We start from the raw sequence: 15,168 nt of genomic DNA on the forward strand, positions 1-15,168 counted from the left end.
TTAGATCAGTTCAATAATATCAATGGTGGGTGGTACTCGAAAACGAAAAGGTACGCCGACCAAACCGGTGCCAACCGTGACAAACACATCTGCATGTTCATGACGGTACATGCCCTTCTTATGCCCCAAAATTGATACTTTTTTCATGACATAATCGGTCAGCCAAGGCAATTCCACCTGTCCGCCGTGGGTATGTCCAGCCAGCATGAGAGGACGTGTCGGCAATTTGGGAATCATATCCACCGTATCGGGATTATGCGACAAAATGACCCAAGGCTTGTCCTGAGGTAAATCTGGCAGACTGCGCATATCGGCTTTACCCGCCCAGAGATCGCCCACACCCAAGAGCCGAAATTCATCAAATTCGACAATTTGCCCTTCAATATCCATGACCTGATTGACTTGCAGTGCATAACGCAGCAGTTCCTGAATCGGTGGTCCCGGATATTGCTCGTCATGATTGCCATTGACGGAATAGACTGGGGCATGAATTTCTTTTAAAACTGCCAGTTCTTGTGCCAGTTTATTTTCCGGCTCATAAGTCCAGTCTCCGGCCACCACCACCAAATCGGGTTGAACATGATTTAACTTATGCACAATTTGTCGCAACTGCCGTTCATGACCAGAAAACAGACCGATATGTAAATCTGCAATCAGGGCAATCCGGACGGGTTGCTTTAAGCGTTTATCCGCATTGATCTGATATTGTGTCGTTTTCACTTGAATTAAATGCGGCTCGATAAAGCGTGCATAACTCAAGACGGCGCTGATGAAAAATACAAAAACAGCTTCATGCAAGGAATAATAACCGCTCCATCCGGCATAAATACTGAAGAACACCAGTGGAACCAGTAAATAGGACAGGTAAAAAGCCAACAAATGACAAAATGCTTTAAATGGATGAATGGTCTCGGTACGAGATTGACTCGACCATGCCTGGTACACAGCCCAGATGGCCAGAATGGCCATGCCTAAATAAAAATAAAAAAGTACGGAACTGGTATCCCACATAGATTTGCCTTGTCGAGTCGAGAAGCTGATTACTGGCTTTATATTTATCTTTTCATAGCTGGCAATTATACTCAATTCTAATTTTTCATTCTTCGACTTATATGGCCACTGCTCCCCACGTTCAAGCTCATTCAAAATCTCCCAGCTTTTCATCAATTTACCGCTATAAAGCTGGGATTTTACTGAGCTGTAGCATGATCTTGGGTCTTCCTGCATGCAGTACTTTGCCCAAGCAAACTGAGCAGCCTAGCCAGATGGCATTTGAAACAGATACCTCACAAACCAGTTTGGCGCAAATTGTTGAACCTTTACGTGAACAGAACATCGGCCTGACCGGTTATCGTGTGCTCTATGACCCACTCGAAGCACTGGGTGCGCGTATCCAGCTGATTAAGAAGGCCGAGCGTAGTCTGGATCTACAGTATTATATTTGGGACAACGACCGGATTGGCACCCTTGCCCTGCATGCGATTATTCAGGCGGCAGATCGTGGCGTAAAAGTGCGTCTGTTAATGGATGACAATAATGCCAAGAAAATGGAAGGCATTTATCTGGCCTTAAACCAGCATCAGAATATCGATGTCAAACTGTATAATCCCTACCGTTTTCGAAAATATCGTGCCATGGACATGGTGCTGGATTTAAAGCGTATTAATCGCCGCATGCATAATAAAAGTTTTATTGCCGACAACCAGATTGCCCTGATTGGTGGACGCAATATGAGTAACCAGTATTATAATGTCAGTGAAATTTATCAGTTTTCCGATGTCGATGTGATGCTGGTCGGTGCAGCATCGGATGAAATCATTCATTCCTTCGATGAATACTGGAATGATGATTATGCCTATCCGGTGCAACAGATTGTCAATCCGCGCCATCATGGCTTACGCTTTCCAAGCCTGAAACAACAACTGGAAAAGCACAGTCAGGATCAGGCCACACAGAATTATCTGGATCTGGCCAATCGTTCCAGAGCATTTGACCAATGGCTGGAACAAAACATTCAACTGGATTGGGTCGAAGCCGAAGTGGTCAAAGATCCTCCAAGCAAAATCAAGGCCAAGGCCAAAGCCGAAGAACATCTCAACTTCCAGTTATTACAACATCTGGAAAAACCTGAACAAAGTGTTGATATTGTCTCTGCCTATTTTGTTCCGGAAAAAATTGGCGCAGATCGTTTAAAGAAACTGGCGGATGAAAATATCGAGGTCCGTGTCTTGACCAATTCGTTTAAAGCCAATGATGTTGCCGTGGTACATGCCTTTTATGCCAAATATCGTCAGGATTTATTGGAAAATGATGTGCAGCTGTATGAGTTCCTTGCAGCGCCAGATGCCGATCATCTCAATGCCAATACAGCGGAAATTTCCAAAAAAGCCAAAGTCAGCCTGAAAGGTCTGAGCCGCTCCAGCCTGCATGCCAAGCTAATGGCAATCGATCAAAAACAGGTATTTATTGGTTCTTTTAACTTTGATCCACGTTCTGCCTATCTCAACACTGAAATTGGTGTATTACTGAATAGCCCCTCTTTAGCACAGGCAGTGCACCAAACCATGGATCAGAACTTAAGTAAATATGCCTATAAACTGGTGCTGGATGCCAACCAGAATATTAACTGGAAAATCAAGAAAGCCAATGGAGAGGTTAAAACCTTCACCAAAGAACCCGGAATAAGATGGTACCAAAAAGCTGGGCTCAAACTGGTGTCCTGGTTGCCGATCGAAGGGTTTATGTAAGTGACAAACAGCTTGAGTTGAACTATTTAAAATAGCCTCTTCTTTAACGCTGCCTTCTTCTCATGGATTTGCCCAAGTTTCAGAGATATGAGTGTGGCAAGGATGTCACATATTATCTATCACGACAGGACGTCGTGTATGGATAATAAAGACTTTTGCCTACTTTGGGTCTGTCAAAAGTAGAGTTTTGCCAACACAAAGCCATTTAAATGTTTAAAGCAAAGATGAGGCTATACACGTCTATTCCCAAGAATAGATATCAAATGCCTAAATTTCTCATCCAGTTGTTTTTTATTAAGTCTTTTCTAGTACACGCGATTGCAACTCCACCAAGCCAGCCTGCATGGTTTGCTGTACCACACGGGTCAGGCTTTCAACAGTGTGCCCCTCAGTCGCGATTGCAGGTAAAGCCACTAAATGTGCAATCACTTGTGGCATTTCCAGTACTTTTTTGACATGGGCTGCAAAACTGATGTCATTGATAAACGGCGCAACCACATCGAGGTCGCCCTGCTGATTCACATAACAAATCAGGCAAATTTGCACAGGACGCTGTGCCTCAATCGCAGCACCCAAAATCCGGCCGTGTACTTTTTTAATGGCTCGCCCATCTGAAGTGGTGGCTTCAGGAAAAAATAATACGGGAATATTCTGTTTTAAAAATCCGGTAATCTGTTCGCGGATACGCACCGAATCACCAGAACCACGTTTGATAAATAAAGTGCCGCCACCTTTGGCCAATTTACCCAGAATTGGCCAGTTTTCAATTTCTGCTTTGGCCAGAAAAAATACGCGTGCCCCTGAACCTAAAACTGCAATATCGAGCCAGGACACATGGTTACTCACCCATAAAGCGGGTTCGCGCGGAATTTCGCCGTGCACCTGGACTTCTATATTGAATACTTTGCACAACTGTCGACAAAAATGTTGCACATAACGGGTATTGGTTGGATTGTTCGGATTTTTGTATAAACCGTGACGGAAAACCAAATAGAACCCTTCACTGATAACAGCCAGTAAAGCTGTTACTTTTCGCATATAAAGCCAGAATTTTGCCAAGCCATGTCGGTGAGATGTTTGATCTTGTACAGTTGGGTTCATAAAAACGTCACTAAATCCTAAGCTAGATACAGGGAATATCCACGAATTAAACTCATTCTATACTGTTCATTCGCAACATGCATTGATAATAAAAACCGACCAATAAGATCTATATCTTCAATTTTAATTGGATTAATGAATCATTTATAATAAAAACATCGGAATATTGGATCAAAAAGGATCGCTGCCATGCCAGATCAAACCCAGCCTGCGAATGAAAAGCTTCAGCCTTTACAAGTGCTCAAATATATTTTGGGTGGTACCTGTATCTATGCCGCTGTACTGGTAACACTTGCACAACTGTTTGTCACCGCACTTTAAACCAAAGCCGCGCTAATTCAGTATCTGCCTCGCTCTTTTTCAACTACACTAAAGCTTTCAAGTGGAGATTGGCCTGAGTGGAATATTTAGAACAACATCGGGGGAAAGAACGCGTCATTCTGGTGAGTGTCAGCGTACAAATGCTGGATGACCTTGATGCTGAAGAGTTTAATCTGCTGGCACAATCTGCAGATGCCGAAATTCTGGAACATATTCATGCTCAACGCGTCAAACCGGATGCCAAATTTTTTATCGGGTCAGGCAAAGCAGAAGAAATCGCCGAACGCGTAAAAGAACTGGACGCCAATCTGGTCATTGTTGATCATGCCCTGACACCGGCCCAGGCCCGTAATCTGGAACAGGTCATCAAGTGCCGTGTGGTCGATCGTACCGAACTGATTTTAGATATTTTCGCCCAGCGTGCCCGTACCTATGAAGGCAAGCTGCAAGTCGAACTGGCACAACTGCAACATTTATCATCCCGCTTAATTCGCAGCCGTGGCAATCTCGACAGCCAAAAAGGCGGCATTGGCTTGCGTGGCCCGGGTGAAACCCTGCTTGAAACTGACCGTCGTTTACTGCGTATTCGCATGGGACAACTGAAAGCCAAAATTGATAAAGTCCGCCAGACCCGAATGCAAGGTCGTATTGCCCGTCAAAAAGCAGCTGTCCCCACTGTGTCTTTGGTCGGTTATACCAATGCCGGCAAATCGACCCTGTTTAACCTGCTGGCCAAGAGTGATGTCTATGCAGCCGATCAGCTTTTTGCCACCTTGGACCCGACTTTAAGACGTCTGGAATGGGATGGCATCGGTAATCTGGTATTGGCAGATACGGTGGGTTTTGTTCGCAATCTTTCCCACTCGCTGGTTGAATCCTTTAAGGCGACCCTGGAAGAAACCGTAGAAGCTACCCTGTTGCTGCATGTCATCGATTCAAGTAGTCCAGAAATGCTGGAGCAGATTGAAGCGGTTGAAAAAGTCCTGAAAGAAATTGGTGCCGATGTTCCGATCCTGCAGGTTTACAATAAAATTGACTGTAGCGGCGATGAGGCCAAAATTATTTATCGACGCCCGGGTGAGCCAGAACGTGTCTATGTTTCAGCACATAGTGGCGAAGGGATCGACCTGCTGCGTAAAGCGGTACATGAAGCCCTGATGGGACAATTGCAATCCTTTGACCTGATTCTGAAACCCGCCTACGGCAAGCTGCGCAACCAGCTTTATGGTTTAAATGTAATCCAGTCAGAACATTATGATGATGAAGGTCAGCTGCATTTACATATTCGGATTGCAGCACAAAAACTGGAGCAGCTGATTAAACAGGCGCATTTACCTTTAGATGAAATTTTGGGAAAACAGGCGCAGCAGTTTCAACGTCCACTGGAAGCGTTTGAAATCCGGTCAAAGATCGAGTAAAACTTGATAAGTAAACTTAATAATTGATCATACGAATGAACTGGATAAAACGAATAGACTGGCCAGCATGGATCGGCACCCTGTTACTTATTATTGTCTTTCGGGAAGCATCCGTCTGGCTCATGACCCAGCTGGATCATCCTGAATTGGGCAATCTGGTAGGGTTACTCAGCTTATTGATTGCCCTTTTTACCTGGCGCTATTTCGGTAAACTTCCCGCTCGTCTCGTAGACACCAATAACAAGCTGATGAAGGAAAGCGCCTTTGCTTTCCTGCCTGTCAGTGCAGGTGCACTGATGATGCTGGTCCATATGGGCCAGAAAATTCCGGCATTTTTGTTCATCATGTTTTTCAGCACCCTGATTCCTTTATGGATTTACGCCAAAATGGCCAAGCGCTGGTTATAGGAGTACCGCATGTTATCTATTTTATATGGCTTTGCGGTCACGCTGATGGCCTATCTGATTGCCAAACCCTGTAACCGGATCATCCCGCAAATTCCTGTCATCGTATTTAGCATGTTCTTTGTGCTTGCAATTTTATTTGTGCTCGGGATTCCTTATCAAAATTACATGGATCAAGTGAATCCGCTCTTCAATCATTTACTTGGCTATGTGACCGTCGCCCTGGCCATTCCACTGGCTGCAATGCGCTATGATGACTTACCACTAAAAGCGATTATCGGTATCTTGGTTTTTGCCAGTATCAGTGCTGTCGCCCTACCAATGGGACTTGCATATCTGCTGCATATGTCTTCCGCAGATATTATGGCTTTCGCGACTCGGGCGGTGACGACACCCATTGCGATTAATATCGCCACCTTGCTGGATGCTCCAATCAGTATGGTGATTCTGATTGTGATTCTTTCCGGAGTGATTGGCGCAGCATTTTCACCGTTTATCCTGCGGCATATCAATGATGAACGTGCTTCCGGACTGGCCTTAGGATTGGCAGCACATGCGATTGGTACAGCTCAGGCCTGGCAGCGTGGCAGTGTTGCAGGACGTTATGCCGCTTTCGGTATGGCAGTTAATGCGGTGTTTACTGCCATCTGGCTGCCTACTTTTATACTTTATTTGCAAAAAATGTGACTAGTGAATCATTTTAATTGTTTGTTTTGTGCTTTAATCGTTCCTAATATACAAACATAAAACAATTTTATTCAAGGAACAGAAATATGAAAAAGGTTCAATTATTCTCGGCTTTACTTTTAACCTCTTTCAGCCATCTGGCCTTAGCTTCGGATCTGTCAGGGACATGGCGCAATATCGATGATAAAACCGGTTCACCTAAAGCATTCCTGGAAATTCGCGAAACAGCTACAGGCACTTATACGGCCAAAATTACCAAAATCACGCCGCGCCCGGGCTATACCCCAAAAGAAAATTGTGTCTCTTGTCCTGCACCTTATACCAATAAACCGATTCTTGGACTGGATGTACTGACAGGCCTGAAGCACACCGGCAATAATAACTTTGCTCAAGGCAAACTACTCGATCCATTATCCGGGAATGTGTATAGCACCAAGGCAAAATTAAGCAGTAATGGTAAACGTCTGACTTTACGCGGCTATGTAGGCGTTTCGGCCCTGGGTCGCAGCCAGACCTGGATTAAACAGGATTAATTCATACTCTATTGAATAAAATGTGATGAGTTTAAAATTTAGCAGAGAGAAGCTTGCATTTTCATACATTAAGTTGTATGAATATTGAACATATGCTTTTCTCATGGATTATGAAAGTATAATAAGTAGAATTTACATAATATGTATCAAATGGAATTTGATGTGTTGTCATAAGGATATCGTATGCAGAAAATTGCAATTTTAGGTGTATTTACAGCCTCTATAGTCACCTGCTCCATGGCATTTGCGCAGGAGTTATCGGGTTTCTGGCAACAGATTGACGATAAAACCGGCTCACCTAAAGCACTGATTGAAATGAAAACTCAGGCAGATGGTTCTTATACTGGGAACATTCACAAAGTTACACCGCGACCAGGCTATACGCCACGGGAAAAATGTATAAAGTGCCCACCCCCATATACAGACAAACCGATTTTAGGACTAGAGATCATTAAAGGGCTGAAACCAACCAGCAAGAATAACTATGGACATGGTCAAATACTCGACCCTTTAACTGGCAAAATTTATGATTTAAAAGGGCGGATTTCTGCCAATGGGAAACGACTGACTCTACGTGGATACATTGGGATATCTGCCATCGGCCGTACACAAACCTGGATTCGCCAGGATTAATAAAGCAGCACATTTGTGTTGGAGATATTTTATTTCATCTATAAAAAAAGGGATAAATATAATGAAACAATCTAAATTAGGATTAATATTCATCGCTGCCATGATGACTGGCACTGCGTATGCACAGGACTTAACAGGCACCTGGCAACAAATTGATGACAAAACCGGTTCACCAAAAGCAGTGATTGAAATTCGCCAAAATGATAACGGTACGTTTGCCGGAAAAATTATCAAAGTTACGCCACGTCCGGGCTATACCCCACAGAAAACCTGTAATAAATGTCCTGCTCCCTATACCAATCAACCTATTCTGGGCATGGATGTACTGACTGGCTTAAAACATGTGGAAGGCACCAATAACTATGAAAAAGGCCGTGTGATCGACCCGTTGGCGGGTAAAATTTACGATGCCAGAGTACGTCTGAATGCCAATGGTAAACGTTTAACCTTGCGTGGTTATGTCGGCGTTTCTGCTTTAGGCCGCAGCCAGACCTGGATTCGTCAGGATTAGTATCCAATTCTCAATATTAATAAAAGCTGCCAACTTGGCAGCTTTTTTTAGTACATTAACTCTATAGTATTCAGATAATTATTGACTATTTAATCATAATTCCTAACATGAGGGCGCGATGACAAAAAACTCTCTGGAATGACTCTCTATGTTAAAAAAAATATTACTTGCCGCATTGACCACAGGGTTTAGCATGACCCTTTGGGCGGAAGATATTACTGGAACTTGGCAACAAATTGATGATAAAACGGGAGCTGCCAAAGCGATTATCGTAATTAGCCAAGAGCCTAACGACACTTACTCTGCTAAAATTGTGAAAGTTACCCCTCGTCCGGGCTATACACCACGTGAAAAATGTAATGCCTGCCCTGCTCCCTATACCAATCAGCCCATTTTAGGTATGACAATTATCAAGGGCTTAAAACATGTTAAAGGCACCAATAACTATGAAAAAGGTAAAGTGATTGATCCTTTGGCAGGTAAAATTTATGACGCAAAAATGCGTTTAAACAACACTGGCAAACGTTTAACCCTGCGCGCCAGTGTAGGTGTTTCAGTACTTGGTCGTAACCAGACCTGGATACGTGCAGACTAATAGATAGTTTAAAAAAGCCACGTGATCACGTGGCTTTTTTTATTGGATTTACTTAGATCACCGGATTATCAACCGCGAACATCTGCTGATCTTCCAGACGGAATGCCATGAGTTGATTGCCCCAGACACAGCCACCATCGACATTTTGAATTCGGTCCGAAATAGTTTTACCATTTAAGGCAGCCCAGTGACCAAACAGAATCTGATGGCTTTGCGCTGCTAATGACTCAAATTCAAACCAGGGTTTAAAGCCTTCCGGCATTGGATCATCTAGCGCATCTTTAAAGCTGTATTCCAGACGCCCCTCTGCATCAGTGAGACGCATCCGGGTCAAATAATTCACGATACAGCGAATACGCTCATGGCCCTTTAGCTGGTCTGACCACAGTGCGGGTTCTTTCCCAAACATCTCTTTCAAAAAATCATCCAGCACATCGAAGTCATCATTAGAAATGATGGCTTCAACTTCTTGTGCCAATTGAGCAGTTTTTTCTGCATTCCAGATATTCGGAATCCCTGCATGGGTCAGAATAGTCTGCTCATTTGGAAATAGACACAGCGGCTGTTTACGCAGCCAGTCAATCAGGTCATCGCTGTCGATGGCATCAATCACATCACGAACATTGTCTTTTTCTTTAATCGGCTTGATGCCGCGGGCATAGGCCAATAAAGTCAAATCATGATTACCCAAGACTGTTGCAGCCGATCCCTGTTCGGCCAGCTTCTTGATAAACCGCAGTGCAGCAATTGAGTTTTCACCTCGTGCCACCAAGTCTCCAGCAAACCAGATAAAGTCCTGATCTGCATCGAAGCGGATTTCTTTGAGCAGAGCTTTCAAGGCCTCAAAACAGCCTTGCACATCGCCAATTACATAATTATATCGAACAGTGCGGTTCATCGTTATTTAAGCCACCATTTGATCTGAAAGTGCAACAAACTGTTCAAGGGTCAGAGTTTCTGGACGTGCCATCGGGTCAACACCCGCTTTTTCAAAACCATCTTCAACCAGCATGCCTTTTAAGCTATTGCGCAAGGTTTTACGACGCTGGGTAAAGACATGAGATACCAGACGTGCCAGCGCTTTTTCATTTTTGGCCACAATCGGCTTGTCTGCATAAGGCTCTAAACGAAATACCGCCGAGGTTACTTTTGGTGGCGGATTGAAAGATCCCGGTGGTACTTCAAACAGGAAAGTCGGTTTGCAGAAATACTGGATCATGACTGACAAACGGCCATATTCCTTAGTATTTGGTAATGCGGTAATCCGATCAACCACTTCTTTTTGCAGCATGAAGTGCATGTCCTGCACTTTGCCACCAAATTCCAAAAGATGAAAAAGCAGGGGAGTAGAAATATTATAGGGCAAGTTACCAACCACGCGCAGCGGACGGCCTTCTTCAAATAATGTTGAATAATCAAAGCGCAGTGCATCGGCTTCAATAATGGTTAAACGTTCTGGATGTGGTACACGACCCGGCAGGCCCGCAGCCAAATCACGGTCAAGTTCGACCACAGTCAATGCATCACATTCACCAATCAAAGGTGAGGTCAATGCAGCCAGACCCGGCCCAATTTCCAGAATGTTCTGACCTGGACGTGGATTGACTGAGCGTACAATTTTGGCAATGACACGTTGGTCATGTAAGAAGTTTTGACCAAATCGTTTTCGAGCCTGATGCCCTTCTTCTTTTGGGTTTAAGGCATTAATTTGATACATAAAAACATTTCCAACGTGAGTGATGAACAATAATCAGTGGCGCGCCAGATCGAGGGCTAAATCGACAGCAACGTGCAGGCTGGAACTTTTCGCAAGTCCCGTACCCGCAAGGGAGAGTGCTGTGCCATGATCTACAGATGTACGAATAAAGGGTAAGCCGAGGGTAATATTAATGGCTTCACCAAAGCCCTGTGATTTTAACACAGGTAAGCCCTGATCGTGATACATCGCCAGAACCGCATCGGCATCTTTTAAGTTTTCCGGGGTAAATAAAGTATCTGCGGGCAAGCTTAAACTCATATTGATGCCTTGAGCACGGTAGCTTTCAAGTACCGGATTAATCACTTCAATTTCTTCCATACCCAAATAGCCACCCTCGCCTGCATGCGGATTGAGACCGCAGACCAAAATATGTGGATGTTCAATCTTAAATTTGGATTTCAGATCGTGAATCAGAATATCGATGACTTGATGCAAACGCTCTTTGCTAATCGCATCGGCAACGGCACGTAAAGGAAGATGCGTCGTTGCCAAAGCCACACGTAAAGTCTTGGTCGCCAGCATCATCACCACCCGCTCAACGCCTGCAAATTCTTGATAATATTCGGTATGACCGCTGAAATGGATGCCAGCTTCATTCATCACAGACTTTTGCACCGGTGCAGTTGCCACGCCGACACTTTTAGCTGACATGGCATAGTCCGCAGATCGTCGCAGTTGTTCTAATACATAAGCGGCATTGTTCGGGTTCAATTCACCTAATACCACAGGCCGATTGAGTGGCACATGTTCAACATACAGCTGACCTTTTTTTGAAGATGCGTCCTGTCCGGTATATTCAATCAACGCCACAGACAATTTCAATTGATCTGCACGGGCTTTCAGCATATTCAGATCGGCCAATACTACAATCGGACGTTCATCCACACGTTCTGCCAGACTCAGGCAAATATCAGGACCAATTCCGGCAGGTTCCCCGCTGGTGACATATAAAGGCAGCATCATCTTCTCAATTTGGCAAAGCTGAGAAATATTATAACCCGATCATATTCAGGCTGCAGCGATCATTGCAAAGCGTCCTTATAAATCAATATTTTGATACGATTGAAAGGATGGTTACAAATATAGTCATTGTTTTTGCGAGATATTCAGGTTTATGCCTTTCCTTATTTCAGGAGATTAGATAAAATACAGCGCTTGAAATTTCAATTTTCATTTGTGATTCTTCACGTATTCGTTTAGAATCGCGTCTCCTTTAGTTTGGACAGATTCCATAGTCCAAACCAACTATAATAGGTAGTGGTTTAATGAAAACTCTCAGCGCTAAGCCAGCTGAGGTTCAACACGACTGGTACGTTGTTGATGCTTCTGGCAAAACTTTAGGTCGCCTTGCGACTGAAATCGCTCGTCGTTTACGCGGTAAGCACAAGACTTCTTATACTCCTCACGTTGACACTGGCGATTATATCGTTGTAATCAATGCTGAAGAAATCACTGTGACTGGTAAAAAGTCACAAGATAAGAAATACTATCGCCACACTGGTTTCCCTGGTGGTATCCGTGAGACTAACTTTGAAAAGTTAATCGCTCACAAACCAGAAGCAGTTCTAGAAAAAGCTGTTAAAGGTATGTTACCTAAAGGTCCTCTTGGTTATGCAATGATCAAGAAAATGAAAGTGTATGCAGGTACTGAGCATCCACACGCTGCTCAACAGCCACAAGTTTTGGACATCTAAGGGATAACAGCACATGGCTACTAATTATGGTACAGGTCGCCGTAAGACCGCAACTGCACGTGTTTTCCTATCAGCTGGTACTGGTAAACTCGTAATTAACAACCGTACTCTTGAACAGTATTTCGGTCGTGAAACTGCTCGTATGGTGGTTAACCAACCTCTTGAGCTGCTTGAAGCAACTGAGAAATATGACCTTTACATCACTGTTGCTGGTGGTGGTATCGGTGGTCAAGCAGGCGCAATCCGTCACGGTATTACTCGTGCATTGATCGCTTCTGACGAGACTTTAAAACCTGCTCTTCGTCAAGCTGGTTTCGTTACTCGTGATGCTCGTGAAGTTGAACGTAAGAAACTTGGTTTACGTAAAGCTCGTAAACGTCCTCAGTTCTCTAAACGTTAATTCGTTTACCGAACCGGACAAAAAAGCCTTGGATTATTCCAAGGCTTTTTTTATAAGTATTCATTGTCAATATTGAAGGATATTTCTGCGGTTATTGTTCATGTATATCTTTACCCCAGCCCCCGTCATGGCACCAAAATGATTTACTCAGATAATAATTTGCTACGCCAATAACAATAAATAGCAGGATGATGAGCAGTTTAATAAGCATGCTGTTTTTCTCCAGATATTTTTCTTATAATCTACCTTGGCTCAAGCCGATTGATCTTTGATGCTTGGTGCTTTTTAGGTTGAATTTTAGTATCCTAGTCTATTCATTAGAACTTCATCAGGATTTATGTCAGTCGAAAGCGCGCCTCTTCAAGGAATTACCTTATATAGTCATGCCGATGACTTCCGTTCCCATTGGATTCGCTATGTGCTTACCGAGAAGCAAATTAAATACAACCTGATTCTGGTAGATACAGATGACGAGGATCTGGCCAGTCTCAATCCTTATAATCAGTTGCCGATGCTAATCGAAAATGAACTCAAATTATTCAATACTTCAATTATTTCTGAATATGTAGATGATCGCTATCGTCAGAATAAACTGTATGCCGATGCGCCGATGCCGCGCGCGGAGCAACGTCAATACATCTGGCGCTTTGAAAATGACTGGCTACAACTGGCCGATATCATGTTACGTCATCCAGACACCCTAGATAAAAAAGCCAAAAACCAGGCACAGAAGCAGTTACAAGATATCCTGACCTCATTGATGCCACTATTCCAGCATTTTCCCTATTTTATGTCTGAACAATTCAGTATTCTGGATTGCATGTTGGCACCAATTTTTATCCGCCTGAAACAGATGGGCATAGAATTACCGCAGCAGCAATGCCGTCCATTTTATTTATATTGCCAGCGAATTTTCAGTCGTCCTGCCTTTGTAAAATCTATGACATTGCAGGAAAAAAACCGTTATTCAGCACAAATCAAGAACCTGTAGAGAAACATCATGTCCGAACAAGAATTCAACCTTAGCCCTACTCGTCCCTATATGGCACGCGCAATCTATGAGTGGGTTTGCGATAACAATATGACGCCCTACTTGCTGGTCGATGCGACACGTCCAAATACCATGGTTCCTGAGCAGTTTATTAAAGATGGGCAGATTGTGCTGAATATTGTGCCTCATGCGGTACATGCGCTACATATGAGCAATGATGCAATTAGCTTCTCTGCTCGCTTTGGTGGTGTCTCTCGTGATATCTATGTCCCTATGGCAGCCGTACTCGGTATTTACGCACGTGAAAACGGCCAAGGTTTATTCTTTGATCCAAGTGAATATGAACATACACAAACCGATGAAGATGCTTTAAAATCAAGCACTGAAGAAAAACCTGAACAGCCAAAGAAAAAACCAACTTTAAGGTTATTAGATTAAAAAATAATGGAGCAAGTGAATGGCTTTTGATTTAGTACAATATTTTGTTGAACAGATAGAAACTCAAAAGCCTGAGCTTCTAAAAGACCATACGAAAGAAGAAAGACGAAAATATATAACTGAAATTAATGCCTTAACTTTAGGCAAACTGATTACCGAGTGGCGCAACAATCCACAAAAAATTTATAACGAAATTAATCATCCTGATGAATTATATATACTGGAAGTCGTGCGTCATCTGGCCACCCATTCGGAAAACCAGTCAGCTCTGGATCGAACTCAACTAGAACAAAGCACCTCGGAAATTTTCCATTTACAGCTCACTGAATTAAAACAGTTACATGATACCGGCAATCATAATCTTAACAGCATTCAAGAACTGCTCACCGGCCAGATTGAACATTTATCCGGTCAAGCAGATGATTGGGTTTGGACAACAAACAACCTAACAGAACTCAAAGGCTCTAAACCAATTGTACAAGAAGAGCTATCATTGGAGGCATCAATGAAGGAGTTTAATCAAATGGTAAGCCAGAATCATCAGCATCAAGATGTTGAAGACGTCGTTCTTGTAGAAACCCCAACATGGGCAAAGATTGTTGAACCCATCATCGCCATTGCAATTCTTTGGGTATTAATCGCAGCCGTAATGCGCGTATTTGGTTAAAATGAACTGCAATCAAAAACCAGCATTTTGCTGGTTTTTTTATTTGCCAAGATTTATAAGATCGGCCTATCAATTATTTTAGAGCAAGCCCAAGATTCAAGATCTCCTATCACTGCTATAAGAACAACCCTCCTAAGAAAGTTTTGATCAGCTTTGAAATATAAATATATTTAAGCACTTCAATAAGTTTGAGAAGCTCTAGTAGTTTCAATATTGCTTATTAAAAGTTCTTAAAAATCCCGCACACAAAAAAACACCCCCTGCTAATT

The 15,168-nt window shown here is 43.2% G+C and carries 19 protein-coding genes; 14 read left to right on the top strand and 5 right to left on the bottom strand.

Features of this window, described 5'->3' with window-relative positions; genetic code table 11:
• Positions 1 to 1,011 carry a metallophosphoesterase gene (locus LOZ91_RS13465; RefSeq protein WP_159138925.1) on the bottom strand — a complete coding sequence of 337 codons (1,011 nt, stop codon included), beginning with the start codon at positions 1,009 to 1,011 and terminating at the stop codon, positions 1 to 3.
• Positions 1,012 to 1,112: 101 nt separating this feature from the next.
• On the opposite strand from LOZ91_RS13465, the gene LOZ91_RS13470 reads away from it, so the two are divergent.
• Complete coding sequence (locus tag LOZ91_RS13470) at positions 1,113 to 2,747, top strand: phospholipase D family protein (protein ID WP_100535391.1); 1,635 nt, start codon at positions 1,113 to 1,115, stop codon at positions 2,745 to 2,747.
• Positions 2,748 to 3,041: 294 nt separating this feature from the next.
• Here the strand turns inward: LOZ91_RS13470 and LOZ91_RS13475 are convergent, their stop codons facing one another.
• Positions 3,042 to 3,848: a lysophospholipid acyltransferase family protein gene (locus tag LOZ91_RS13475; protein ID WP_244783404.1), complete on the bottom strand. Its 807-nt coding sequence runs from the start codon at positions 3,846 to 3,848 to the stop codon at positions 3,042 to 3,044.
• Between the two features lie 189 nt (positions 3,849 to 4,037).
• Between LOZ91_RS13475 and LOZ91_RS14615 the strand changes: the two genes are divergently transcribed.
• The 8 genes from LOZ91_RS14615 (at position 4,038) to LOZ91_RS13510 (ending at position 8,950) form a co-directional block, all read left to right on the top strand.
• A complete protein-coding gene (locus tag LOZ91_RS14615; protein WP_005098021.1) occupies positions 4,038 to 4,169 on the top strand; it encodes a hypothetical protein in 132 nt (43 codons plus the stop codon).
• Between the two features lie 77 nt (positions 4,170 to 4,246).
• Positions 4,247 to 5,587 carry a ribosome rescue GTPase HflX gene (hflX, locus tag LOZ91_RS13480; RefSeq protein ID WP_005098022.1) on the top strand — a complete coding sequence of 447 codons (1,341 nt, stop codon included), beginning with the start codon at positions 4,247 to 4,249 and terminating at the stop codon, positions 5,585 to 5,587.
• A 35-nt stretch (positions 5,588 to 5,622) separates the two neighbouring features.
• Entirely contained in the window at positions 5,623 to 5,994 is a 372-nt protein-coding gene (locus tag LOZ91_RS13485; RefSeq protein ID WP_005098027.1) for a hypothetical protein, read from the top strand.
• Positions 5,995 to 6,003: 9 nt separating this feature from the next.
• On the top strand, positions 6,004 to 6,678 hold the full coding sequence (locus LOZ91_RS13490; RefSeq protein ID WP_005098028.1) for an LrgB family protein: 675 nt from the start codon (positions 6,004 to 6,006) through the stop codon (positions 6,676 to 6,678).
• Between the two features lie 86 nt (positions 6,679 to 6,764).
• On the top strand, positions 6,765 to 7,211 hold the full coding sequence (locus tag LOZ91_RS13495; protein ID WP_005098029.1) for a DUF2147 domain-containing protein: 447 nt from the start codon (positions 6,765 to 6,767) through the stop codon (positions 7,209 to 7,211).
• Positions 7,212 to 7,394: 183 nt separating this feature from the next.
• Complete coding sequence (locus tag LOZ91_RS13500) at positions 7,395 to 7,844, top strand: DUF2147 domain-containing protein (RefSeq protein ID WP_005098031.1); 450 nt, start codon at positions 7,395 to 7,397, stop codon at positions 7,842 to 7,844.
• 61 nt (positions 7,845 to 7,905) lie between these two features.
• Positions 7,906 to 8,355, top strand: a complete 450-nt coding sequence (locus LOZ91_RS13505; protein ID WP_005098033.1) for a DUF2147 domain-containing protein — start codon at positions 7,906 to 7,908, stop codon at positions 8,353 to 8,355.
• Positions 8,356 to 8,503: 148 nt separating this feature from the next.
• Positions 8,504 to 8,950 carry a DUF2147 domain-containing protein gene (locus LOZ91_RS13510; protein ID WP_005098035.1) on the top strand — a complete coding sequence of 149 codons (447 nt, stop codon included), beginning with the start codon at positions 8,504 to 8,506 and terminating at the stop codon, positions 8,948 to 8,950.
• A gap of 52 nt (positions 8,951 to 9,002) precedes the next feature.
• Here the strand turns inward: LOZ91_RS13510 and LOZ91_RS13515 are convergent, their stop codons facing one another.
• The 3 genes from LOZ91_RS13515 to pdxA are packed head-to-tail and all read right to left on the bottom strand — an operon-like array spanning position 9,003 to position 11,669.
• Positions 9,003 to 9,848 (bottom strand): symmetrical bis(5'-nucleosyl)-tetraphosphatase, encoded by an 846-nt coding sequence (locus tag LOZ91_RS13515; protein WP_005169457.1) that lies wholly within the window; start codon positions 9,846 to 9,848, stop codon positions 9,003 to 9,005.
• A 6-nt stretch (positions 9,849 to 9,854) separates the two neighbouring features.
• Entirely contained in the window at positions 9,855 to 10,667 is an 813-nt protein-coding gene (rsmA, locus tag LOZ91_RS13520; RefSeq protein ID WP_005169455.1) for a 16S rRNA (adenine(1518)-N(6)/adenine(1519)-N(6))-dimethyltransferase RsmA, read from the bottom strand.
• A gap of 33 nt (positions 10,668 to 10,700) precedes the next feature.
• Positions 10,701 to 11,669 (bottom strand): 4-hydroxythreonine-4-phosphate dehydrogenase PdxA, encoded by a 969-nt coding sequence (pdxA, locus tag LOZ91_RS13525; protein WP_180083418.1) that lies wholly within the window; start codon positions 11,667 to 11,669, stop codon positions 10,701 to 10,703.
• A 305-nt stretch (positions 11,670 to 11,974) separates the two neighbouring features.
• Here pdxA and rplM point away from each other — a divergent pair, with 305 nt between their 5' ends.
• The 5 genes from rplM to LOZ91_RS13550 all read left to right on the top strand — a co-directional run bounded on the left by rplM (position 11,975) and on the right by LOZ91_RS13550 (position 14,899).
• Positions 11,975 to 12,403, top strand: a complete 429-nt coding sequence (gene rplM, locus LOZ91_RS13530) for a 50S ribosomal protein L13 (RefSeq protein WP_004281682.1) — start codon at positions 11,975 to 11,977, stop codon at positions 12,401 to 12,403.
• A gap of 13 nt (positions 12,404 to 12,416) precedes the next feature.
• On the top strand, positions 12,417 to 12,803 hold the full coding sequence (gene rpsI / locus LOZ91_RS13535) for a 30S ribosomal protein S9 (RefSeq protein WP_005007735.1): 387 nt from the start codon (positions 12,417 to 12,419) through the stop codon (positions 12,801 to 12,803).
• Positions 12,804 to 13,140: 337 nt separating this feature from the next.
• Entirely contained in the window at positions 13,141 to 13,794 is a 654-nt protein-coding gene (locus tag LOZ91_RS13540; protein WP_244783405.1) for a glutathione S-transferase N-terminal domain-containing protein, read from the top strand.
• Between the two features lie 9 nt (positions 13,795 to 13,803).
• Complete coding sequence (locus LOZ91_RS13545) at positions 13,804 to 14,232, top strand: ClpXP protease specificity-enhancing factor (protein WP_005098047.1); 429 nt, start codon at positions 13,804 to 13,806, stop codon at positions 14,230 to 14,232.
• A 19-nt stretch (positions 14,233 to 14,251) separates the two neighbouring features.
• Positions 14,252 to 14,899 (top strand): hypothetical protein, encoded by a 648-nt coding sequence (locus LOZ91_RS13550; protein WP_005169443.1) that lies wholly within the window; start codon positions 14,252 to 14,254, stop codon positions 14,897 to 14,899.
• The last annotated feature ends 269 nt before the right edge of the window (positions 14,900 to 15,168 follow it).

The sequence above is a fragment of the Acinetobacter sp. F-1 genome (genome assembly GCF_022869025.1).
GTDB lineage: Bacteria > Pseudomonadota > Gammaproteobacteria > Pseudomonadales > Moraxellaceae > Acinetobacter > Acinetobacter pseudolwoffii.